At 45.8% G+C, this 22619-nt stretch carries 22 protein-coding genes and 2 riboswitches; of the genes, 9 read left to right on the top strand and 13 right to left on the bottom strand.

The features are described 5' to 3' along the window. The first annotated feature begins 86 nt into the window (after positions 1-86). The 5 genes from def to TOI97_RS02315 are packed head-to-tail and all read left to right on the top strand — an operon-like array spanning position 87 to position 5779. Positions 87-596 (top strand): peptide deformylase, encoded by a 510-nt coding sequence (def, locus tag TOI97_RS02335; RefSeq protein WP_321552523.1) that lies wholly within the window; start codon positions 87-89, stop codon positions 594-596. Between the two features lie 59 nt (positions 597-655). Continuing rightward, entirely contained in the window at positions 656-1600 is a 945-nt protein-coding gene (gene fmt / locus TOI97_RS02330) for a methionyl-tRNA formyltransferase (RefSeq protein ID WP_321552522.1), read from the top strand. Further along, complete coding sequence (gene rsmB, locus TOI97_RS02325; protein WP_321552521.1) at positions 1597-2910, top strand: 16S rRNA (cytosine(967)-C(5))-methyltransferase RsmB; 1314 nt, start codon at positions 1597-1599, stop codon at positions 2908-2910. The genes fmt and rsmB overlap by 4 nt, the downstream gene beginning before the upstream one ends. 10 nt (positions 2911-2920) lie before the next feature. Beyond that, on the top strand, positions 2921-4294 hold the full coding sequence (gene trkA / locus TOI97_RS02320) for a Trk system potassium transporter TrkA (protein ID WP_321552520.1): 1374 nt from the start codon (positions 2921-2923) through the stop codon (positions 4292-4294). A gap of 33 nt (positions 4295-4327) precedes the next feature. Then, positions 4328-5779 (top strand): TrkH family potassium uptake protein, encoded by a 1452-nt coding sequence (locus TOI97_RS02315; protein WP_321552519.1) that lies wholly within the window; start codon positions 4328-4330, stop codon positions 5777-5779. 33 nt (positions 5780-5812) lie between these two features. On the opposite strand, the gene TOI97_RS02310 is transcribed toward TOI97_RS02315, so the two are convergent. Next, positions 5813-6343: a gamma carbonic anhydrase family protein gene (locus TOI97_RS02310; RefSeq protein ID WP_407651305.1), complete on the bottom strand. Its 531-nt coding sequence runs from the start codon at positions 6341-6343 to the stop codon at positions 5813-5815. Positions 6344-6452: 109 nt separating this feature from the next. Between TOI97_RS02310 and prlC the strand changes: the two genes are divergently transcribed. Together prlC and TOI97_RS02300 are read left to right on the top strand one after the other, a co-directional pair. After that, positions 6453-8498, top strand: a complete 2046-nt coding sequence (gene prlC / locus TOI97_RS02305) for an oligopeptidase A (RefSeq protein ID WP_321552687.1) — start codon at positions 6453-6455, stop codon at positions 8496-8498. Positions 8499-8512: 14 nt separating this feature from the next. After that, complete coding sequence (locus tag TOI97_RS02300) at positions 8513-8788, top strand: YheV family putative zinc ribbon protein (RefSeq protein ID WP_321552517.1); 276 nt, start codon at positions 8513-8515, stop codon at positions 8786-8788. A gap of 58 nt (positions 8789-8846) precedes the next feature. Here TOI97_RS02300 and TOI97_RS02295 read toward each other — a convergent pair whose 3' ends face one another. The 8 genes from TOI97_RS02295 to nudE form a co-directional block, all read right to left on the bottom strand. Continuing rightward, positions 8847-9854, bottom strand: a complete 1008-nt coding sequence (locus TOI97_RS02295; RefSeq protein WP_321552516.1) for a cytochrome-c peroxidase — start codon at positions 9852-9854, stop codon at positions 8847-8849. A gap of 125 nt (positions 9855-9979) precedes the next feature. Continuing rightward, positions 9980-10408: a TIGR01244 family sulfur transferase gene (locus TOI97_RS02290; protein WP_321552515.1), complete on the bottom strand. Its 429-nt coding sequence runs from the start codon at positions 10406-10408 to the stop codon at positions 9980-9982. Between the two features lie 17 nt (positions 10409-10425). Beyond that, positions 10426-11289 carry an MBL fold metallo-hydrolase gene (locus TOI97_RS02285; RefSeq protein ID WP_321552514.1) on the bottom strand — a complete coding sequence of 288 codons (864 nt, stop codon included), beginning with the start codon at positions 11287-11289 and terminating at the stop codon, positions 10426-10428. 116 nt (positions 11290-11405) lie between these two features. Beyond that, on the bottom strand, positions 11406-11609 hold the full coding sequence (locus TOI97_RS02280) for a YgaP family membrane protein (RefSeq protein WP_321552513.1): 204 nt from the start codon (positions 11607-11609) through the stop codon (positions 11406-11408). 93 nt (positions 11610-11702) lie between these two features. After that, entirely contained in the window at positions 11703-12026 is a 324-nt protein-coding gene (locus TOI97_RS02275) for an ArsR/SmtB family transcription factor (RefSeq protein WP_321552512.1), read from the bottom strand. A gap of 229 nt (positions 12027-12255) precedes the next feature. Further along, a complete protein-coding gene (locus TOI97_RS02270) occupies positions 12256-13437 on the bottom strand; it encodes a YbfB/YjiJ family MFS transporter (protein ID WP_321552511.1) in 1182 nt (393 codons plus the stop codon). A 215-nt stretch (positions 13438-13652) separates the two neighbouring features. Next, entirely contained in the window at positions 13653-14477 is an 825-nt protein-coding gene (cysQ, locus tag TOI97_RS02265; protein WP_321552510.1) for a 3'(2'),5'-bisphosphate nucleotidase CysQ, read from the bottom strand. Then, positions 14474-15040 (bottom strand): ADP compounds hydrolase NudE, encoded by a 567-nt coding sequence (nudE, locus tag TOI97_RS02260; RefSeq protein ID WP_321552509.1) that lies wholly within the window; start codon positions 15038-15040, stop codon positions 14474-14476. The genes cysQ and nudE overlap by 4 nt, the downstream gene beginning before the upstream one ends. Positions 15041-15109: 69 nt before the next feature. Between nudE and yrfG the strand changes: the two genes are divergently transcribed. After that, positions 15110-15784, top strand: coding sequence for a GMP/IMP nucleotidase (gene yrfG / locus TOI97_RS02255; RefSeq protein ID WP_321552508.1), 675 nt, complete (start codon positions 15110-15112; stop codon positions 15782-15784). Positions 15785-15836: 52 nt separating this feature from the next. Here the strand turns inward: yrfG and TOI97_RS02250 are convergent, their stop codons facing one another. Genes TOI97_RS02250 through TOI97_RS02240 form a run of 3 tightly spaced genes read right to left on the bottom strand, consistent with a single transcriptional unit; the run spans position 15837 to position 18781 of the window. After that, positions 15837-16646 carry a DUF3298 and DUF4163 domain-containing protein gene (locus TOI97_RS02250; protein ID WP_321552507.1) on the bottom strand — a complete coding sequence of 270 codons (810 nt, stop codon included), beginning with the start codon at positions 16644-16646 and terminating at the stop codon, positions 15837-15839. 45 nt (positions 16647-16691) lie between these two features. Further along, entirely contained in the window at positions 16692-18008 is a 1317-nt protein-coding gene (locus TOI97_RS02245; protein ID WP_321552506.1) for an LLM class flavin-dependent oxidoreductase, read from the bottom strand. Continuing rightward, on the bottom strand, positions 18008-18781 hold the full coding sequence (locus tag TOI97_RS02240) for a 3-oxoacyl-ACP reductase (protein ID WP_321552505.1): 774 nt from the start codon (positions 18779-18781) through the stop codon (positions 18008-18010). Before TOI97_RS02240 ends, TOI97_RS02245 begins: the two co-directional genes overlap by 1 nt. A gap of 47 nt (positions 18782-18828) precedes the next feature. Continuing rightward, a riboswitch (TPP riboswitch) is annotated at positions 18829-18924 on the bottom strand. A 102-nt stretch (positions 18925-19026) separates the two neighbouring features. Continuing rightward, a riboswitch (TPP riboswitch) is annotated at positions 19027-19133 on the top strand. A 96-nt stretch (positions 19134-19229) separates the two neighbouring features. On the opposite strand from TOI97_RS02240, the gene TOI97_RS02235 reads away from it, so the two are divergent. Continuing rightward, a complete protein-coding gene (locus tag TOI97_RS02235; protein WP_321552504.1) occupies positions 19230-20669 on the top strand; it encodes a sodium:solute symporter family transporter in 1440 nt (479 codons plus the stop codon). 67 nt (positions 20670-20736) lie between these two features. Here TOI97_RS02235 and TOI97_RS02230 read toward each other — a convergent pair whose 3' ends face one another. Next, positions 20737-22473 (bottom strand): FAD-binding protein, encoded by a 1737-nt coding sequence (locus TOI97_RS02230; RefSeq protein ID WP_321552503.1) that lies wholly within the window; start codon positions 22471-22473, stop codon positions 20737-20739. Between the last annotated feature and the right edge of the window lie 146 nt (positions 22474-22619).

Genomic DNA, 22619 nt, shown 5'->3' with positions numbered 1-22619 from the left:
AGTTTTGGCTTTACTGCAGTTTCTTGATTATGCTGCGCGCATCGACAAGCAGCTCTCTAATTTTTAAAAAGTACTTCAAAACGCATATGGCTATTTTAACGATTCTCGAATACCCAGATCCTCGACTACGCACCATAGCTAAGCCTGTGGAAAAGGTTGATGATACAATACGTACACTCATTGATGACATGTTTGAAACCATGTACGACGCACCTGGTATTGGTTTAGCTGCAACCCAAGTGGATCAGCATATCCGCCTGTTAGTGATGGACTTATCGGAGGATAAATCTGAACCTATGGTGTTTATTAACCCTGAAATTGAAACGCTCACCGACGACACAGAGTTGTACCAAGAAGGTTGCCTGTCTGTACCAGGCTTTTTCGAAGATGTCCAACGTCCAGAGCGAGTTAAAATTAACGCATTAGATCGTGATGGTAAGCCCTTTGAAATGGTCGCTGATGGCTTACTAGCGGTCTGCATTCAACATGAATGTGACCATTTAAACGGTAAGCTCTTTGTTGATTATTTATCAGCACTGAAGCGTAATCGAATTAAGAAAAAACTCGAAAAAAACCAACGTCTGCAAAAAAGCTGAGTCCCCAGTATCAAACTGGCCACGTTGTGCTCCCATTTCTAAAATTGCAAGGTAACTGTATGTCTTCCTCTCTACGTATTGTGTTTGCCGGTACACCTGAGTTTGCCGCTAAACATTTGCAAGCCTTACTCGATAGCAAGCACAGCGTTGTAGCAGTCTATACGCAACCTGACCGTCCTGCTGGGCGTGGACAAAAGCTCACCCCAAGCCCCGTTAAACAGCTAGCACTCAAACATGACATCCCCGTACTGCAACCGCTCAACTTGCGCAGTCCTGAAGCACAGCAAGAACTGGCCAATTTAGCAGCTGATTTAATGGTCGTAGTGGCATATGGTTTGATTTTGCCGCAAGCTATTCTTGATACCCCGCGCTTAGGCTGCATCAATAGTCATGCATCTCTGCTGCCACGTTGGCGCGGTGCTGCTCCCATCCAACGAGCCATCGAAGCCGGTGACCAAGAAAGCGGCGTTACAGTAATGCAAATGGAGGCAGGTTTAGATACTGGACCGATGTTATTGAAAGTCACTACCCCCATTTACAACTCTGACACCGGTGGCAGCTTACATGACCGCCTTGCCGAGCTTGGGCCTCCAGCAGTGTTACAAGCCATTACCGGTTTAGCTAATGGCACGCTAAGAGGTGAAAAGCAATTAGATGGTTTAGCTACTTATGCACACAAACTCAATAAAAACGCCGCGTCAATTGACTGGCTACGTCCCGCTCAAGAGTTGGATCAACAGATCCGTGCCATGCATCCGTGGCCGGTATGTCATAGCACTTTAGCAGGTCAAAACTTAAAAATTCATGCTGCCGAGTTGGCCGAAGGTCAAGGCCAACCTGGCGAAATTCTGCATGCCGACCACAGTGGCTTGCTAGTAGCTTGCGGAGAGCAAGCATTGCTCTTAACTCGTTTGCAATTACCCAATGCACGGGCTTTACCTTTTAGTGACCTATTCAATGGTCGACAATCCTTATTTGCTCCCGGCCAGGTACTTGGTTTATGAATCCTCGCCTTGCCGCAGCCCGCGCCCTCACTGCTGTTATTACAGGTAAAGCCTCGTTGGCCAGCAGTTTGCCAGCACAACTGGAGCGTGTTGCTGAGCGCGATAGAGGCTTAGTACAAGAACTCGCTTTTGGTACAGCACGCTGGCAGCCACGGCTATCGGCGTTAGCTGCTGCCATGCTCAGTAAACCTTTTCGTAAAGCTGATCAAGATATTGAAGCCTTATTATTAATCGGCTTATACCAACTACTTTATACACGCATTCCGGCTCACGCAGCTATTGCAGAAACCGTCGGCTGCGCTACAGCATTAAAAAAACCTTGGGCCAAAGGTTTACTCAATGCTATTTTACGTCGTGCCCAGCGCGAAGCAGATACCCTTCTGCCTGAGCTAGAAAAAGATCCCGTAGTTCTCACAGCCCACCCTCGTTGGTTACAAAAATCCCTCAAAGCCTTTTGGCCTGAAGACTGGCTAGCGATTTGCAATGCCAATAATAGCCACCCACCCCTTACTCTACGAGTGAACCAAAAAGTCATCAGCCGCGACGCTTACCTTGCACAGCTAGCACACTCTGATATTGAGGGAAAAGCCACTGCCTTTAGCCAAGACGGCATCACCTTAACTCACCCCTGTGATGTCACAGCATTACCTGGCTTTGCTGACGGTACAGTAAGCGTTCAAGATGAAGCAGCGCAACTGGCTGCTGAATTATTAATGTTGGAGCCTGCACAGCGAGTACTCGATGCCTGTTGCGCTCCTGGCGGAAAAACCTGTCATATTTTAGAAAGTCAGCCACAACTAAAGGAAGTCGTTGCCATTGACTTAGAACCACAGCGTTTAGAGCGTGTACAGGCCAATCTAAAACGTCTCAACTTATCAGCAACCCTGCTAGCTGGTGATGCCCGCGCCACGGACCAGTGGTGGAATGGAGAAAAGTTTCAGCGCATTTTACTGGATGCTCCCTGCTCAGCTACAGGAGTGATTCGCCGCCACCCCGATATAAAGCTGACCCGTCAAGCCGATGATATTGCTCCTCTAGCGCAATTACAGGGTGAGTTATTAGATGCGCTTTGGCCGACACTAGAAGATAATGGCATCCTGGTTTACGCCACCTGTTCCACACTACCAACAGAAAATACAGAGGTCATTGCTGCGTTTTTACAACGAACTCAGAATGCCCAAGAGCTACCCTTTACCGCAAACTTTGGTAAAGCACAGCCCCATGGCCGCCAATTACTTGCGCAAGTGGATGGTCATGATGGTTTTTACTATGCGCGCTTGATTAAACAAGCAGCAATACAGAGCACTTAAGGACATTGGCATGAAGATCATCATTCTTGGTGCAGGGCAAGTAGGTGGTACCCTAGCAGAACATCTGGCTAGCGAAGCCAATGACATTACCGTAGTAGATACCGATACAGAGCGTTTACGTGATTTAGGTGATCGCTTAGATATTCGTACCGTTGTTGGTCACTGTTCCTTTCCCACAGTCTTGCGTCAAGCCGGTGCCGATGATGCTGATATGCTAGTAGCCGTCACTAATAGCGATGAAACCAATATGGTCGCTTGCCAAGTGGCACATACTTTATTTCGCACACCCACAAAAATTGCTCGAGTACGCGAAGCGGCCTATATCACACGTACCGAGCTCTTCAGTACTGAAGCAATCCCAATTGATGTCTTAATCAGTCCTGAGCAGGCCGTCACCAACCATATTAAACGTTTAATCGAATACCCTGGTGCTCTGCAGGTTTTAGACTTCGCCGATGGCCAAGCACAATTGGTTTGCGTACGGGCCTATTATGGCGGACCGTTGGTCGGCCAAGAGCTACGTCAACTGCGTGCACATATGCCCAATGTTGAGACCCGCGTTGCTGCTATTTTCCGCCGTGATCGCCCCATTTTCCCTACTGGCGACACTATTATTGAAGTGGATGATGAGGTTTTCTTCATTGCAGCACGCGGGCACATTCGTGCAGTAATGAGTGAATTAAGGCGCATGGAAGACGGCTATCGTAAGATCATCATTGCCGGTGGTGGGCATGTAGGTGAACGTCTCGCAGAAGCTATCGAGAGTCGCTACCAAGTTAAAATCATCGAAATCAATGCCGCCCGTTGCCGCTACTTATCTGACAGCTTAGACACTTCGATTGTCTTGCAAGGAAGCGCCTCAGATCGTGACCTGCTCGTGGAAGAAAACATCGATGAAGTGGATATTTTCTTAGCCCTAACCAACGATGATGAAGCTAATATTATGGCATCTCTGCTCGCTAAACGACTTGGAGCACGCAAAGTAATGGCTATCATTAATAACCCTGCCTATGCTGACTTAGTGCAAGGCGGTGCCATTGATATTGCCATCAGCCCGCAACTGGCTACTCTGAGCACCCTACTGACGCATGTACGTCGGGGTGATATCGTCAGCGTCCACTCCTTACGCCGCGGCGCTGCAGAGGCCATTGAAGCCATTGCTCACGGTGATCGCAAATCAAGCAAAGTCATTGGTCGTAGGCTCAGCGAGATTAAATTACCACCTGCGACAACCATCGGAGCCATTATTCGTAACGATGAAGTGCTCATTGATGATGATGACCTAGTGATTCAAGCCGACGACCACTTTATTATGTTTGTAGTAGATAAAAAATATATTCGTGATGTGGAGCGTTTGTTCCAACCAGGTCTGACTTTTTTCTAACTTTTACCGACGTATTTTTAGCGAGTAATCACCATGCACTTTGCCGCGATTGGTCGAATTCTTGGCATACTGCTGATGCTCTTCAGTATCAGCCATGTCCCACCGCTTCTAATCGCCCTCTACGATGATGGTGGTTCCAGTACAAGTTTTGCCTGGGCCTTTGCCATTACTGTCTGTACTGGCTTACTCATTTGGCTCCCTGTGCGCCGTGCTCGAGCTGAATTAAGAGTGCGTGATGGCTATCTTATTACTGCTTTATTTTGGATTGTACTGGGTACCTTCGGGGCTATTCCTTTTATGCTATCCCCAAGTCCTAGCATGGGTATTAGCGAATCCTTGTTTGAAGCTTTTTCAGGTTTAAGCACAACAGGTGCAACAGTACTCACAGGCATTGACCAACTGCCCCGCTCAATCCTTTATTACCGACAACAACTACAATGGCTCGGGGGAATGGGTATCGTTGTCTTGGCCGTAGCCATTATGCCCATGTTGGGCGTAGGTGGAATGCAACTGTACCGCACAGAAATGCCAGGTCCCTTAAAAGATAATAAACTTTCACCACGCATTGCCGACACCGCCAAAACTCTTTGGATGATTTATTGTGCGCTTACACTCTTATGTGCTTTAGCTTACTGGCTTGCCGGCATGAATGTCTTCGATGCCATTGGTCACAGTTTCTCTACCATCGCCATTGGTGGTTTTTCGACCCATGATGCCAGTATTGGTTATTTTGACAGCCCATTGATTGAGTTGATTTGTATCTTTTTTATGGCTATCTCTGGAATGAACTTCGCACTGCACTTTTTATCTCTGCGTAGTCGTTCCTTAAAAGCCTATTTAAAAGACCCTGAATGCCTGACATATCTGAAAATTCTCACCATAGTATTTGTCATTGCTGCGGCGATATTAATCTTATACAACCACTACGACGATCCTCTCTTGTCAATACGCTACGCTGCTTTTCAAGTAGTTTCCGTAGCAACCACTACAGGCTTTGGTGTTACTGACTTCAGTATTTGGCCAAGTTTTTTACCGTTTTTATTACTGTACACTACCTTTATTGGCGCCTGCGCAGGCTCCACAGGCGGCGGCATGAAAGTCATGCGCGTTATGCTGCTCTACCGTCAAGGTCAGCGAGAGATTCTCCGCTTGCTCCACCCTAATGGGGTTTTCACGATCAAACTAGGTAAACGCAAAGTTCCTGACCGCGTGATTGAGTCAGTTTGGGGGTTTTGCGTGGTCTATATGGTCACTTTTTTTACCTTGATGCTGGCATTGCTCGCTTGTAATTTAGATCCCATTACAGCTTTTTCAGCCTTAGCCTCATGCATGAATAACCTAGGCCCTGCGTTGGGCGATGCCACCGCACACTACGGTAACTTACCGGATGCAGCTCACCTCATTCTCAGCTTGGCGATGATCCTTGGTCGCCTTGAAGTTTTCTCGCTACTGGTTCTATTATCCCCAGCTTTTTGGCGTTATTAACCTCCTACAGCACCACGATTAAGGCCCGAGTACTTATTGTGCTTGGGCCAAATATTTATCTTTTAAGCGTACATAATTACTCGCACCATAAGTAAAAAATTTCATTTCCTGCTCAGTTAATGCGCGAACCTTGCGTGCAGGCCGCCCCACATATAAATAACCACTTTCAAGATGCTTATTCGGCGCTACTATACTGCCTGCACCCAGTACCACATCATTATCTATACGTGCACCATCCATCACAATCGAGCCCATACCAATTAATACTCGTGATCCAATGGTACAACCATGCAATAAAACTTGATGACCAATGGTTACATCATCGCCAACCGTCAACGGATAACCATCGGGATTAAAATCACTGGCATGTGTAATATGTAACACGCTGCCGTCTTGTACACTGGTTCGAGCACCGATACGAATTTTATGCATATCACCACGAATCACCGCTAGCGGCCAAACAGAACAGTCATCACCCAAATGTACATCTCCAATGATAACTGCAGTGGAATCAATAAATACCCGACTGCCACACTGTGGTAATATTTCGTTATAACTTCTCATCGACACAATAAACACCTTAAGTCGCTTCAGCGCTAATTTGTATTAAGATAGAGGCAGCATTGGTTATGTTGCGCCATTCATTTTTGTATTTACAGGTATTCGAGTGACTATTCAAGACAACCCTTTATTGCAAGATTTTGACTTGCCGCATTACTCGGCAATCCGTCCTGAACACATTGAGCCGGCTATCGATACAATTCTAGCCGAGAGTCGAGCAGCCATTAAGCAGCTGCTAAACAGTGGACTACAACCAACTTGGAGTAATTTAGTTTTACCTATGGACGAACTGGGCGCACGCCTTGGTGAAGCTTGGGGGCCTGTCAGCCATCTCAATAGCGTCTGCAACAGCCCTGAGCTACGTGAAGCCTATGAGGCCTGCCTACCAAAACTCTCAGAATTCTGGACTGAGTTGGGGCAAAATCGAGCTTTATTTGAAGCCTATCAAGCATTAGCTAAAAGCCCAGAAGCAGAGCAGTTTTCTACTGCGCAGAAAACAATTTTAGAAAATGAGCTACGAGACTTCCGCTTATCTGGTATTGATTTACCTGCCGAGCAACAACAGCGTTATGGCGAGATTCAAAAGCGTTTATCAGAACTGTCCAGCACCTTTTCCAACAACTTACTGGACGCAACTCAAGCTTGGACTAAGCACATCACCAATGAACAAGATTTAGCTGGTTTAACTGACTCAGCTAAAGCACAAATGGCTCAAGCTGCCAAAGATAAAGCCTTAGACGGTTGGCTGATCACCTTGGAGTTTCCAAGCTACTATGCCGTCATGACTTATGCCGATGACCGCAACTTACGTGAAGAAGTGTACCGTGCATACAGTACCCGTGCTTCTGATCAAGGACCTCATGCCGGTCAGTTAGATAACTCACCTATCATGGAAGAAATCTTAGACCTGCGAGCTGAATTGGCCCAGCTTCTGGGCTTTAATAACTACAGCGAATTATCCATCAGCACTAAAATGGCTGAATCAACCGAGCAAGTACTGACTTTCTTAAATGATTTAGCCCAACGCAGCAAGCCTTTTGCTGAGCAAGATTTAACTGAACTCAAAGCTTTTGCTACCGAACTCGGTGTAAACGATTTAAATAGTTGGGATCTAGGTTATTACAGTGAGAAACTCCGTGAGCAGCGCTATAACATCAGTGAAGAAGCCTTACGCGCATACTTTCCAATCGACAAAGTACTCAGTGGCTTATTTAGCATTGTAGAAAAACTGTATGGCATTCAAATCACAGAGTTGAGTGACTTTGATAGCTGGCATCCTGATGTACGTCTGTTTGAAATCAGCGAAAATGGCCAACCTGTTGGTCGCTTCTTTTTTGACCTATACGCACGCTCACACAAACGTGGTGGTGCCTGGATGGACGGCGCACGCGATCAGTATCGCGACTCCACCGGCACTTTGATAAAGCCTATTGCTTACTTAGTTTGTAACTTCACCCCAGCCAGTCAAGATAAGCCTGCATTACTCACCCACGACGAAGTCACTACTTTATTTCACGAATTTGGCCATGGTTTACACCACATGCTTACCCGTATCGAATATGCTGGAGCATCCGGTATCAATGGTGTTGCGTGGGATGCGGTCGAATTACCCAGTCAATTTATGGAAAACTGGTGCTGGGAACCTGAAGGTTTGGCCTTGATTTCTGGTCATTATGAAAGCCAAGAAGTACTTCCCAAAGAACTACTGGACAAAATGCTCGCTGCACGTAACTTTCAGTCAGGCCTTATGATGGTGCGTCAACTGGAGTTTTCATTATTCGACTTTGAATTGCATTGCAATCACAGTGATGGCCGCAAAGTACTAGATGTTTTAGACAGCGTACGTGAACGGGTAGCAGTCATGGTACCCCCTCGTTGGAACCGTTTCGCAAACAGCTTTGCCCATATTTTTGCAGGCGGTTATGCAGCTGGCTATTACAGCTATAAGTGGGCCGAAGTATTGTCCGCTGATGCCTTCTCACGCTTCGAAGAGGAAGGTGTACTCAATCCAACCACAGGCCGCGCATTCCGTGACTCAATCCTGGCCAAAGGCGGCTCACAGTCACCTATGCAGCTCTTTGTTGAGTTCCGTGGCCGTGAACCTGAGATTGATGCTTTACTGCGTCACAGCGGTTTAAGCAGCGAGCATGCAGCCTAATCAAAGAGATAATTATGACAACACCAAGTAAAAGTGAAATTAAAAAACGCTTTATCGCCGGCGCCGTATGTCCAGCATGCCAAGCAATGGATGGCATTCGCATGTGGGAAGTTGAAGATATACCACACCGAGACTGTGTTCACTGCGGCTATAGCGATACTCTAAATGCTGACGGCAATGTAGTACCTAATGAGATACCAACGCGGGTCAATACCAGCGCTTTACACACCAATAAAATTCAGAAGGGTCAAGCACTGCAATTTTTTCCCAATCCAAAGCTGAAAAAATAACAGCTTAAACCCAATAAAAAACGGCCTATAAGGCCGTTTTTTATTGGTTATGACTGTTTTATTCTTTTGCTTTTTTAACAAAAGGCTCTGGTAATGGAGTTTCGGCTGTAGAAGGTGGCAGTAGCGGCATAGTAAAGCTTGGTTGCTCACCTGTTAAGCTTTTCAAAAAGGCAGTAATTTGACTTATTTGCTCACTTTCCAGCTTACGTCCTAACTGCAAACGCGCCATAACATCCACTGCTTCTTCCAACTGCCAATAAGCACCATCGTGGAAATAGGGATAGGTCAGTTCAACGTTACGCAATGTCGGTACTTTAAACTTAAAGCGATCAGTGTCCTCACCGGTTAAACCGGCAACACCTTCAGCTGGGTTATTGGTCTTATAGTCTTCAAATAAGCCCATCTTTTGGAAAGTATTAGCACCTACCGCAGGGCCGCTGTGACATGCAGTACAACCTACCTCTTTAAATAATTGGTAACCCGCTTTTTGCTCAGCAGTAATAGCCTCTGTATCACCTTTTAACCACTGATCAAAAGGCGAATTAGGCGTTACTAGTGTTTTTTCAAACTCAGCAATTGCATTCGTTACTTCATTGATAGTGATTTTATCGACGTTATAGACATTTTTAAATGATTGCACATACTGCGGAATCGAGCTCACTACATCTACAGCTAACTCATGGGTAAATCCCATCTCCAAAGGGTTTTCAATGGGGCCACCTGCTTGCTCTTGTAAGTCTGCAACGCGGCCGTCCCAAAACTGAGCAATGTTGTAACTCGAATTCAAAACCGTTGGTGAGTTAATCGGCCCTTCTTGCCAATTATGACCAATAGAAGTCGGCAAGTTATCGCTGCCACCCATACTCAAGTTGTGGCAAGAGTTGCACGAGATAAATCCAGACTTAGATAAGCGTGGGTCAAAAAATAATTGCTTGCCCAATTCCACTTTAGCTGCATCGGTCACCTCATACGGCTCAATAGGCTGAATTGGTTCATTTGGTTTTGGGGCTGCAATAGCAGTTGCGCTCATACTTATAGCAAGCGCTAATAATGATAATTTACGCACTAGGCTTCCTCTCCTAAGTATCAATATCTACTTTTCATTAACCTACCCCAAAAGGCCTGCATCCATTCTGACCTGAATCAAAACATAACAGTTTTAAGCAAATGAATACTGGAAACCAACCACCTTTACTCAGCCCAACGCTGCTCTAATCGTGGTAATAGCCCTGATAAGTCGTAACCTGCATTTTTTGCCGCGACCAATACTGCCGAAGGTGTTAGACGATGTGCTTCACTGAGTGCCCACAAGCTGCATGAGCGTGTACCTGAACGACAAAATGCTAAAACAGGCCCCTTTACTCCAGTTAAAAGCTGAGCAAAATCACTGACATTTTCATCTGTCAGCTGCCCTGAAATGATAGGTAAATAATGATACTGTAAACCTGCAATACCTGCTGCTTCAGCCATTTGCACACTGCTCGGCTGTTCTTCAGCCTCAGCATCAGGTCGATTATTGATTACAGTAACAAAACCCGCAGCAGCTATAGACGCCATATCTTCTGGCTGTATTTGCCCAGTAACTGAGATAAAGGGTGTGATGTATTTGATAGATTCCATCGAGCGTTTCTCCAAAGTTACAAGGCATTAAGAGGGATTTTTAAATAGCGTACACCGTTATCTTCTGCGGGTGGAAAGGCTCCAGCTCGCATATTGACTTGCACGGACGGTAAAATCAAAGTTGGCATCGATAAGGTTGCATCACGCTCAGTACGTAATCTAACAAACTCTTCAGCACTCACGCCTTCATGCACATGAATATTATGCATTCGTTGCTCACCGATGGTAGTTTCGTGACAATGCTCTTCACGTCCTATTGCCTTATAATCATGGCATAAGAACACTCGGGTATTATCTGGCAACTCAAACAAACGTTGAATAGATTGATACAGAGTGCGCGCATCGCCACCAGGGAAGTCACAACGCGCAGTACCATAATCAGGCATAAACAGTGTGTCGCCAACAAAAACTGCATCGCCAATCATATAACTTAAACATGCTGGAGTATGTCCTGGAGTATGAATCACCTCAACACTGAGTTTGCCAAATCGTAAAATATCACCATCATACAATAAGTTATCAAATTGACTGCCATCAGTGGCAAACCCCGCCTCAACATTAAAGATCTCACCAAACACTCGCTGTACCGTCGTAATATTGGCGCCAATAGCCAAACGCCCGCCTAGCTGCTCTTTTAAATAAGGAGCGGCAGAAAGATGGTCTGCGTGTACATGCGTTTCCAATAACCACTCAACTTTTAGTTGCTGTTCACGAACAAAGTGAATAATAGTATTAGCACTTTCTGTATTCGTCCGTCCCGAAGCAGGATCATAGTCAAGAACAGAGTCAATAATTACACAAGCCTGAGACGCAGGATCACTTACCACATAAGTGTAGGTGTAGGTGATGGGGTCGAAAAAAGCAGTGACTACAGCTTGCATGATATCTCCTTACAGGGTTAAAAATTAACTCATCCAAAGAACAAAATATCTTAATATACAGCCCTAAAATGCATGCGAAATAAAAAGGCACCCTAGGGCGCCTTTTTTGAAACCAATTACTTTTTCGGACAGCCTTTACCACCACAGGTGCTTACACCTAGAATACTGTACAAAGGGCAAGTTCCTAAAGCTCCCGTCAAAATTGGAATCAGACCAACCCAGCCCCACCAACCAATAATGTCGAACAGAGCTAAAACAACCAATATCAAGCCCACAATAATGCGCAAGCTACGCTCAATTGAACCTATATTATTTTTCATAATTTCACCTTCTGCTCATTGCTCTTATCAACAAAGTAGCATACAAAATGATAAATTATTAATAATATAACGCTCTTGCGCAGTGCATGCAACTTACTGATCAGTCTCACAGTAAAGTACATGTAGCGTTTCAATCACAGCTAAAGCATGTGAACTGCTAATGCTGTAATAAATTTGTCGACCATCACGACGTGTATCGACTAAACCTTCGCGACGTAAAACGCCCAATTGCTGTGACAAAGTTGGCTGCACAATTTGCAGACACTCTTCCAGCTCACCAACGTTCATTTCCCCTTGTACCAACTGACATAGCAATAACAGTCGATCGGGATTGCCTAGAGCTTTTAATAGCTGCCCTGCGGCACCTGCATTACGACGCAGTTGTTCAACATCGATCACAACAGCTGAATTATTCATAGACCATACCCTAAGCAAAATTAGAGCAGCCAGCGTTTCACTGATATAAATTTATATCAACAAGGTGCAACCACTGCACTGCTTATTAACCGTTAATATTAATTGACAATATAAGAAGTAAGGAATTCTGAATACTCAGACTCCCAACAGCTCATAGCAACAATACTTAAAGGAATTAAATATTTTGCCATACAGATATTTGAAGCCTACTTGATATAGATCAATTTTTTTATTTGCTCTTTTCTGGTACAAGAAGAGCCCAAGTCAACCCCCAAAATAAAGCACCGGCACCCAACCAAAAAGCTCCTTGTAAGCTTCCATTAGCAGCTAACCATTGCGCTGTAAGCCAAGGCCCAGCCAACTGGGTAAAACCATATAAAGCAACCAATGCAGCCGACAAACGTGGCCCTTGATGAGGATGCAAAGTTCGAGCTAAACGCTGCGTTAGCAACACGGCACCTAAAAAAGTACCACCAATTAAAAGTGCGCAAATCACAACTCCCCACGCACTCGGCAATAGCAATACCGCCAAAACACTGAGCAACTGTAAAATATAATTGAATCTTAACGCTAATGCGTCACCAAGCAATGCCCCCAACTTATTCCATATCCATGGTGCTGGTAGAGTTGCTAAAGCAACTAACAACCAACTTCCATTCACCAAAAAACTATCAGGTGCTAGCTCAATACTGGCCAACATCGGCAAGAAAGTCATGGGTAAGATATAGCCTAAACCCGCTCCCGCATATGACAGAAATAAAGGCGTACTTGCTCGATCAAATAAGCGCATGGATGGTGCAGTAATATCAGTGGACAGAGCTTTTTCAAGTGGCTCAGGTATATCTAAGCCCCTAAGCTGACACCACCCCCACCAGGCTAAAGGTACGCTGAGGACAAATGCGGGCCACCAGCGCTCAGGGCCGTCTAGCCACTGTGCCGGAATCGCCACTAGCGCACTAGATACCACTAAGCCAAAACCCACACCTAAATAAACTAAACCACTGGCTGTCGCACGACCGTGACGTGCCAACCATTCCAAAATAAATGAAGGTGCTTGAACAAAAACCAATCCATTAGTAATGCCATTAATCAAACGTAAAACAGACAGCGCCTCCACTGTTTCTGCTTGAGTTTGCAATAAGGTACTCAAAACATTAATGGCTAAAGCCCAAGGTAATATTTTACGAATCTGCGCAACGCGATGCCAACGCATCGCTAATAATGCGCCAATCAAATAACCTAAGTAGTTCCAACTGGCAATATCAGCGCCCTGCTTTAAGCTCAAAACCCCGTCTTTCACCAACCAAGGCAATAACGGGGTATAAATAAAGCGCCCTAAAGTATGTACGACCAGTAGCACTAAAGCACCGGCAATAATCACCCGCAATAGTTCTGGAGTTTTCTGAGTCATAAGCCTTATTCTTATTTTAAAAATCTTAGTTTGCAGTGCTTTGATTCGCTCCGCTTTAAGACGTTAGTCGGCCTGTAAATCAGAGTTAAAGTATCTTTATGCTGAAAACCATCCCGTACATTAGCTATGTTTCATAACATTTAGGTAATGCTATTTTACTCCAACTAATATCCCCGTCTTACCAGCGAGAATTACGCTAACTGCGCTAAATCTATTCAACTCTGTGTCTGCGCAAGATACTCTAAAAACGGCTCACGCCAAGGTGCTTGCTTTGGCAGCGCAACAAAAAACGGGTTTAAGTAACCGACTTGTGCAGCATAGGTCAACACTTGACCTTGTAAGTTTAAAACCTCGCCGCCAGCGCCCTCTAATACAGCTTGTGCGGCAGCAGTATCCCATTGAGAGGTTGGAGCCAAACGCGGATAAAAATCTGCAGCACCTTCGGCCATCTGGCAAAATTTGAGTGAACTTCCGACATTAACAAGCTGCAGCGCTGGTACATTATGCGCCAAGTGATCGAGTAGAGCTTCCTGCGCTGGACTCGTATGACGGCGACTGGCCACCACCACTAATTCATCGTATGACGCCCTACGCATATGTAGATGACGTGTATTACCATCTTTATCACGGCAATATGCACCAAAGGCAGCACCCCCATAATAAATCTCACCAGTAACAGGCACTCCCACCACACCAAAAACCACATTTCCTTGCTCGATCAACGCCACATTAACAGTATATTCAGCGGTACCACTGATAAATTCTTTGGTGCCGTCTAGTGGATCCACTAGCCACCAACGCTGCCACTGCTGACGCTCTGCCAATGGGATCTCACAATCCTCCTCTGACAAAACAAAAATATTCGCATCCAACTCAGACAAGCCCGCCGCCAACACTCGATGCGCAGCCATATCGGCTGCAGTTACTGGGGAGTCATCCTCTTTAATATCCACTGCAACATCTGCTTGCCAATAAGCCAAAGTAGCTTGTCCAGCTGCGTCCACTAACGCCAAGACAGGCTCAACTAAAGGGTGCATCATGCTTTTAATTCTCCACGCTGCAAGAGTAAATCACGTACGACATACATAGCAGCTAATGCACGGCCTTCAGAAAACTGTGGATGTTCTAATAGTCCTAACAAGTTCCGTATGCTCGTTGTTTCAACCCGCATAGGCTCAGGCTCATCCCCTTCTAAACGTGATGGATATAAGTCACGTGCCAACACCACATGAATACGTTGGCTCATATACCCTGGTGATAGACTTAATTCGGTAATCAGTTCCAATGAGCGCGCAGCAAGGCCTGCTTCCTCTTGTAACTCTCGATTGGCTGCTTGCAGAGCATCCTCGCCAGGATCAATTAAACCTTTCGGCAGTGATAACTCATAAGACTCAGTCCCTGCGCAGTACTCTTCAACTAATACGACATGTTCTTCATCGTGCATTGCGACAATCATGACTGCACCTAAACCACCGGCCTTACCACGCAAACGCTCGTAAGTGCGCTCTACACCATTGCTAAAACGCAGTTGTAATTGCTCAACACGAAAAATACGACTACGCGCCACTTCTTCAGTGGACAAAATGACTGGCTTATCTCGCATAACAAAACTCCAAATACTTATACGGGTATCATAGCGCGCTTGAACACACAGTTTTAGAGAGAATGAGCGATGCCGCAGCTACCGTGGGACAAAATTGATACCGTTTTATTAGATATGGACGGTACTTTACTGGACTTACACTTCGACAATGTCTTTTGGCTCGATTATATGCCGCAATATTATGCAGATAAAAACGGTATCTCGCGCGCAGCTGCTGATGCCTATATCAGACCACTACTGGCTTCTTATACTGGCCAGATTCAATGGTACTGTGTCGATTTTTGGACTGAAAAACTCGAGTTACCTATTCGTCAAATGAAACAAAATACTGCGCATTTAATCAACTTACGCGCAAATTCTGATCAGTTTTTACAGGCACTGCAAAAAGCCGGTAAACGCTGTATTTTAATCACCAATGCCCATCGCGCCTCTTTAGACATCAAACTTAAAAAAGTTCATTTAGAGCCATTCCTAGACGTCATCATTAGCTCGCACGACTACGGCTACCCAAAAGAAGACCAACGTTTTTGGGAGTGTTTAAGCCAAGCAGTGGACTTCCAGCCTGAACGCAGTTTATTTATTGATGACAGCCTTCCTGTGCTGCGAAGTGCTCAGCGCTATGGCATTGGTTATTTACGTGCAGTATTGCAGCCCGATAGCCAAGGACCAGAGAAAGATTGTGCAGAATTTACTCCATCCATGGACTTGAATGATCTTGTCAGTGACTTACCTTCAACGCACTAATAAGGTCCAACTGAAGCAAGCTAGACCCAAATATTGGTTGAGTCTAGTTTGCTTAAAAGCCAAACAAGTATTCTGATTTTAAAACACCATTTAATTGACCAAAATCTAAAGCAAGTTGTATTTCACCTTCCGCATACGGCCCTAAGACATAGGGTGGGTAACTAAAGGTGATACCGTGTTCATGGAAAAAAAAGTTATCAGTCAACAGTACTTCAGCTTGTTCCTCTACACTATTCCCAATCCAACTTTGCGCATAATCAGGATATTCATATCGATAGACCTCTCGCAGCATACCTACCAAGGTGTAATGCACACTGTCTTCCAAAATATCCGCTAATAGCAATTGCTTCTTATCTTTTAAGTCATATAAAAAATACCGCGTCCCATGCATACCATGAGCTCCGCCACTGTACATATAAGAGAACTGCTTAAAACTGGCTAAATGGTACCGCTGAGCAATAAACCTTAAGCTGTCAGAATGCTCATAGGCAATAAAAGCCGAAGCATCCTCTCCACGCACCTCTGCAATATCATCAATACTAGATTTCAGCCAGTCTGTACTTTGCTGCTGTAACAATTTTATGTGCGCATCCAATTCCATCACATCGCTTACTTCAGTCAAATGCAGCTTTGCCAACAACTGTTGATCCAACCAAGCAAGGCCAGTGATTTCTGCCTGAAGTTTGATTTCTGCACAAGAGGAATTTTCTGATTCATCAAAACATTGATGTAACTCTGAAACCTCCACAATCTTAGGTGCAATCAATGGCACCTTCTGTTCAACATCTACTGCCGCCAGCACTCCTAACGACACACTGCTCAATAAAGCACCACTGATCATTCTCTGTATAAGTCTTTGCATCACATGACATCTCTTTTCTGCAGAACAATACCGCACAATTAATGATTAATAATGATTAGGACGGGCCAAGCCTAAATGTTCGCGCAAAGTACTGCCTTCATACTCAGTACGAAATAAACCACGACGTTGCAGCTCGGGAATCACTTGCTCAACAAAATCCTCAATGCCTTCAGGTAACGATGGTGGCATTAAATTAAAGCCATCGGCTCCCTCATTGCGAAACCATTTTTCCATCTTATCAGCAATGTGTTCAGGAGTACCTACCATGGTGCAATGACCGCCACCTGCTGCTAAACGGCCTAGTAACTGACGTACTGTGGGGCTTTCTGTCTCAATAATGCGCAAAATAGTGCTGTAACGTCCTTGTGGACCTTTAAACTCAGATAATGGAGGCAATTGAGGAACAGGCGCATCCAACTCCCAAGTCATACAGTCCTGCTCCGTAAACACACTCAACTGACGTAAAGAAGCGTCCACTGGCAACAACTCATCCAACTCACGTTGTTTCGCCCGCGCCTCTTCCTCTGTTGCAGCTACATAGGTCACTAAACCAGGCATAATCGGCACCTCAGCGTTACGTCCAGAAGCTTTCACCCGCTGCTTAATGTCTCGATAATAACTTTGAGCAGCAGGTAAATCGTAAGCTACCGCATAAATCGCTTCGGCACATTGCGCCGCCAAAGTACGGCCTTGTTCCGAAGCACCTGCTTGAAAAAGTACTGGATGTCCTTGCACTGGGCGCGGGATATTCAATGGCCCATCCACTAAAAAGAACTCTCCCTCATGGTTAATCGGCTGTACTTTATCTGGGTTAGCATAATGTCCCTGGCGATCAAACTCTACAGCATCATCTTGCCAAGAATCCCACAACCCTAACACTGTTTTGACAAATTCTTCTGCACGACGATAACGCTCAGCATGAGGTGGCATCGTTTGATAGCCATGGTTACGCGCTTCCACATCAAACATCGAAGTAACCACATTCCAACCAATCCGGCCTTTACTGATATGGTCTAACGATGCAACCAAACGCGCCGCATGAAATGGCGTGTAAAAAGTACTGGAGACCGTACTGATAAACCCGATTTTTTCTGTAGCACGACTCATTGCAGCTACAGCAGTCAGCGGTTCTAAAAACCAAGGACTCCCATCAGAAACATTCCCCACCGAAGCACCATCTGCAAAAAATACCGCATCTAGCTTGCCACGCTCAGCAATTTGCGCTAAACGCTCGTAGTAAGCGATATCACCCAATTGCTCAACCATAGAGTCAGGATGGCGCCAAGCCGCTTTATGATGACCACAACCCATAATAAACAAATTAATATGCATCATGCGTTGCTGTTTTTGTTCAGTACTCATCAGTTTTTCACCAAGCCACCATCAACAATGAGGTTCTGCCCTGTAACCGCACGCGCCCAAGGCGAAGCAAAAAATAAAATAGCATCGGCAAACTCTGCTGGAGTAGTAACACGACGCAGCGGTGTATTCTGTGCAATGTATTCAAATACAGCCTCAGGAGTTGCAGCAGAAGCATCTGTGGTACGCAATAAACCACCAGATACCATATTCACCGTTACATTATCGGGACCCAGATCTTGAGATAAAGTACGAGTCAATGACAACAAGGCAGCCTTACCTGCGGTGTAATCATGATAAGGCACCACAGGGTTTTGAAATAAATTAGTGCCGATATTCACAATACGACCAAAACCAGCTTCGCGCATACCCGCCAAGGCAGCTTGCGTTGTATTGAGCGCACCACCAACCACACCCTCAAACTGCTGATTTAAATGTGCAAGAGTTAAAGCTTCAACACTTGGCCGTGCGTCACCATTAAAAGAAAAACTGGGTAAAGCATTGTTGATCACGGTGGTGACTGGCATACCAAAATGCTCACGTGCCCGCATAAACATCGCTTGTACCGCTTCTTTGTCGGTGACATCCGCTTGAATCGCTAACAGCTGATCTGGCGCTTCGTTGGCCAATTTTTGTGCTGCCTCAGCACTGTTGCAATAATTGATCACTACTCGTGCACCTTCACGCAAAAAGGCACGCACCAAATGCGCCCCTAAACCACGTGCTGCACCAGTAATCAGCACCAGCTGTTGATCAAGACGGGTAAAATTTTGCATTAGACACCTCAAAAAAGAGGCGAAGGTATGTATAGACAGACTGGAACTTAACCTGCGACAGACATCCCTTCGCCAGTATGAACTGGATCAGGTTCAACGGGTATACTCTCAGCCCCAAAAGAAGGACACCCCGTGCCGAGCGAAAACCATAGCACACATCCCCTATGAAACTATAGACAGCGACACCGAGCAGCACAGGGAGTAACAGATAAAATTGACAATCACCCACAAGCTTTTTAGTCTGTATGCCATCCAAGGGGCGCCACATCACGGCTGAGACTCTGCAACTGCGCAGTAACCCTTTGAACCTGATCTGGGTAATGCCAGCGAAGGGATGGAGAATGCTAATCATAGCCTTGCCTTTGCGCACCTTTCATTTCTTTGCTGTCGTACCTGTTCTACGCCACAGAGGCGTATATACGAATGCCGAATGGCAAGGAAACCACCCATGTTAAGTACTTCAACTGCTGTAGTGTGGCTCACTGCATTCGCCATACTTTTTGCTGTTCCGGGCTTGCTCTACGCACGCCAAGCGCAAGATAAGCTGGATGACTTTCTAGTTGCCCGTAACAGCCAAAACAGCACCGCAACACTGCTCACCTTATTAGCTACCACCTTGGGCACTTGGATTTTATTTGGTCCAGCGCAAGCCGCAACGTGGGGTGGGATTGGCGCTGTGACTGGTTATGCACTAGGAGCTTTGGTACCCCGCTTAATCATGATTCCTCTAGGCAATCGCATTCGCACCTTGATGCCTGAAGGTCATGCCTTGACTGAGTTTGTCCTAGGCCGATACGGACGTGTCATGTATGCTTTCGTACTGATCATTATGATGTTCTATATGTTTATCAGCCTCACTGCTGGGCTCACCGCGATTGCTAAAATGGTGTCATTACTGGCCCCAGTGCCTTTGTGGCTGACCGCTAGCATTGTTATGGCAGCAACTCTGCTCTATACCCTCTACGGTGGTTTGCGTGTCACTATTTTTACCGACCGCTTACAGATGCTAGTTATCATTCCATTTTTAATTGTACTCGTTTCTTTTGGCTGGCACGCCACTGGGGGGATCGCTCCTGCGCTACAAGGTCTACAAGATAAAGCCCCACAGCTCTTAAATCCTTGGGACCTCAACGGCCTAAAATCTGGCCTTACATTCTTTATCGCCGTGGTTCTCACTGGGCTCTTTTACCAAGGCACTTGGCAACGTGTTTTCGCCGCACGCAATAATAAAGTCATTCGTAACGGCTTTATTCTTAGTGGTGCACTCAGTTTCCCCATTATTTTTATTATGGGCTTATTTGGCTTAGCCTTTGTCGGTTTAGGCTTACCTGGAGACGGCTCAGTCGCGTTATTTAGTGTCCTATTAGCAGATGCTCCAACTTGGTTTGCTATTGGCCTGTTACCCTTTGGCTTGGCCTTAATCATGAGCAGTGCCGACTCTACTATTAGTGGTCTTTCCAGTATTTTCGTAGTGGATATGCACCGTTTATTACCGCAACTCAGTGGACAAAAACTGCTCTTAATTTCACGCTGGCTGATTATTTTATTGTCTGTACCTGTCTTACTCGTCGCTGCGCAGGGTTATAGCATTCTGTACTTATTTTTATTAGCAGACTTACTCTGCTGTGCTGCAGCTTTCCCTGTGTTCTTTGGTTTCTATAGCGAGCGCTACCAAAGCTATAACGCTGTGCTGAGCACTTTAGCTGGATTAATCGCAGGCCTGTTGGTGTTCCCAGCGCCAGGGGAACCAACCACCTACTTATTGGAATCTTTCCTTTTAGCCTCCTTGGTGCCCGTCATTATTTCGCTGATTTTGCTGCTATTGCCAAGCAGTAGTCGCTTTGACTTCTCTGCATTGGCTAAGCGAGTACGACACTTACAAGGCTAAAAGTCCACTGCAATCTAAACGCTAACATATGTCGGTGCTTAGATTGCAGTGCATATTAAACACTGATTCACACTTTTGGATCAGCTGTAGGGGCATCTGTTGTTGCTTGTGCCACCACATGCGCACCGGCTCGACGCCCAGAGAAGAAACAATCTGCAGCAGACAAACCACTGATATACAAATGCGATGGTAAACCCAAAGCTGCGCGACCAGCAGCATATAAACCCTGTATAGGACTGCCATCTTCTCGCAGGACTTCCCCTGTATCTTCATCCACTATCAAGCCTCCCACAGTCATCGTCGATAGCGGTAAAAGTTTGCTTTTCGCCCCAACATCAATGGCATAAAACGGCCCATCCACAATGCTATGCATGTCACTTTGATCTTTACCAAAAGGGTCATCCTGCCAACCCGCCGCAGTGTGGTTATAACGCTTTACTGTCTCACGTAAAGTATGTGGATCAAAGCCGCACTTTGCGGCTAACTGATCCAAAGTCCGCGCTTTCTTAGCAAAGAGTAAAGCCAATTTCCCCGGCTGCCGTTGAAACGGCAACATGTCATCTTTACGTAATTGTTGTTGAGCTTTACGGTACAGGTTTTTATCTAAAATCAACCACCCCACACCTTGCTGCTCTTCACCGAGTACCTGCCCTACAGCAGCACCATACAACGCCTCGTTAACATAACGCTCCCCCTGAGCATTCACCAACATTCCCGCAGAAAATGCTTGTGGCGGATTCAAAAAGCGCCAACTGCTGATGCGCTGTAAGCGATCCACAGCTCCACCGACACTCTGACCTAAGCGAATCCCACTACCGTTATCGCCCGGAGCCCCCATCGCCATACTAGCACTATAGCCAGGCGCATAATGCTGCACCATAGGACGGTTCTGAATAAAACCACCGGTACTCAGACACACTCCATGACGGGCACGAATACGACGAACAATGCTATGTGCAGACTTTATTTCATCAGCCCGCTTCCAATAACGTTCAGCAATACCATTCGTAATATTAAAACCTGGAAAACTGCTCGGCAGCATCATTTGCCACTTGGTCGCCAACGCCATCAACCTACGGCACCGCTCAGCTTCAGGGCCAGGCGGTAGCTGTACCACACTAACACCGAGTACAGTCCCCTTATCATCCAAAATGAGCCGCCGTACTTCAGTTTGCGCCATAAAACGAACGCCTTTACGAGAAGCACTTTTACGCAGCGGATCAGTCAAGTGTTTACCAAAGCCAATGGCTGCATTCGTTGGTGGACACCAAGCCTTATGGCCACGCGCTGCTGGTTTCGCAACCGCAGCATAAGCAGGCGCTAACGAACTATCTGCATGATAAAGATAATAACCTTGCGGTGGATAAGACGTTTTAGCCCGAAACAGTGTGCTGTCAAAACGCACTCCATGATCCACTAGCCAATCAATCATTGCGGGGCTTTGCTCACAAAACCGACGCAAAGTAGAATCTTTGATCACTCCTTGGGTTTCAAGCTGCAAATATTTATACATTTCTTCTGCATCATCAACGACCCCCGCTTCTTGCTGCACACTGGTACCACCGCCAGCATACACAACCCCTCCATTCATAGCTGTAGAGCCACCACCATCAAAAAGATCTAATGCTAAAACTTCTAAGCCACCTTCTACCGCCTCCAAGGCTGCAGCCATTCCAGCGCCGCCATACCCTACTACAACAAAATCAGCACCATCATCCCACACTATACTGTCAGCCTGAGCAATAATTTCAGGCCTCTGCACTGATGAAAACCATACATCTGAATCAGGGTCAAATTTATTCATCACAGAAGCTCCTCCAAAGTTTTTATTGTTATCTTGCATTGACGGCAACCACTATTTTTAAATCAATTGAGCAAGTCACAGCACAAACATAATATTCCACTTGATTTAAACTAAACGCAACGTTTAGTTTATTCAAATAAAACTTT

Source organism: Denitrificimonas halotolerans (assembly GCF_034259425.1).
GTDB classification, from domain to species: domain Bacteria; phylum Pseudomonadota; class Gammaproteobacteria; order Pseudomonadales; family Pseudomonadaceae; genus Denitrificimonas; species Denitrificimonas halotolerans.
The sequence above is the reverse complement of the archived record's forward strand: the minus strand, read 5'-3'. Positions and strand labels throughout refer to the sequence as shown.

Coding starts and splice junctions, on each gene's coding strand:
- TOI97_RS02270 (WP_321552511.1), bottom strand. CDS start 13,437: ATGACTCAGAAAACTCCAGAACTATTGCGGGTGATTATTGCCGGTGCT.
- fmt (WP_321552522.1), top strand. CDS start 656: ATGTCTTCCTCTCTACGTATTGTGTTTGCCGGTACACCTGAGTTTGCC.
- TOI97_RS02245 (WP_321552506.1), bottom strand. CDS start 18,008: ATGAGTACTGAACAAAAACAGCAACGCATGATGCATATTAATTTGTTT.
- TOI97_RS02290 (WP_321552515.1), bottom strand. CDS start 10,408: ATGGAATCTATCAAATACATCACACCCTTTATCTCAGTTACTGGGCAA.
- TOI97_RS02300 (WP_321552517.1), top strand. CDS start 8,513: ATGACAACACCAAGTAAAAGTGAAATTAAAAAACGCTTTATCGCCGGC.
- TOI97_RS02315 (WP_321552519.1), top strand. CDS start 4,328: ATGCACTTTGCCGCGATTGGTCGAATTCTTGGCATACTGCTGATGCTC.
- TOI97_RS02310 (WP_407651305.1), bottom strand. CDS start 6,343: ATGAGAAGTTATAACGAAATATTACCACAGTGTGGCAGTCGGGTATTT.
- TOI97_RS02240 (WP_321552505.1), bottom strand. CDS start 18,781: ATGCAAAATTTTACCCGTCTTGATCAACAGCTGGTGCTGATTACTGGT.
- yrfG (WP_321552508.1), top strand. CDS start 15,110: ATGCCGCAGCTACCGTGGGACAAAATTGATACCGTTTTATTAGATATG.
- trkA (WP_321552520.1), top strand. CDS start 2,921: ATGAAGATCATCATTCTTGGTGCAGGGCAAGTAGGTGGTACCCTAGCA.
- TOI97_RS02230 (WP_321552503.1), bottom strand. CDS start 22,473: ATGAATAAATTTGACCCTGATTCAGATGTATGGTTTTCATCAGTGCAG.
- TOI97_RS02235 (WP_321552504.1), top strand. CDS start 19,230: ATGTTAAGTACTTCAACTGCTGTAGTGTGGCTCACTGCATTCGCCATA.
- cysQ (WP_321552510.1), bottom strand. CDS start 14,477: ATGATGCACCCTTTAGTTGAGCCTGTCTTGGCGTTAGTGGACGCAGCT.
- TOI97_RS02285 (WP_321552514.1), bottom strand. CDS start 11,289: ATGCAAGCTGTAGTCACTGCTTTTTTCGACCCCATCACCTACACCTAC.
- TOI97_RS02280 (WP_321552513.1), bottom strand. CDS start 11,609: ATGAAAAATAATATAGGTTCAATTGAGCGTAGCTTGCGCATTATTGTG.
- def (WP_321552523.1), top strand. CDS start 87: ATGGCTATTTTAACGATTCTCGAATACCCAGATCCTCGACTACGCACC.
- TOI97_RS02250 (WP_321552507.1), bottom strand. CDS start 16,646: ATGCAAAGACTTATACAGAGAATGATCAGTGGTGCTTTATTGAGCAGT.
- rsmB (WP_321552521.1), top strand. CDS start 1,597: ATGAATCCTCGCCTTGCCGCAGCCCGCGCCCTCACTGCTGTTATTACA.
- TOI97_RS02275 (WP_321552512.1), bottom strand. CDS start 12,026: ATGAATAATTCAGCTGTTGTGATCGATGTTGAACAACTGCGTCGTAAT.
- nudE (WP_321552509.1), bottom strand. CDS start 15,040: ATGCGAGATAAGCCAGTCATTTTGTCCACTGAAGAAGTGGCGCGTAGT.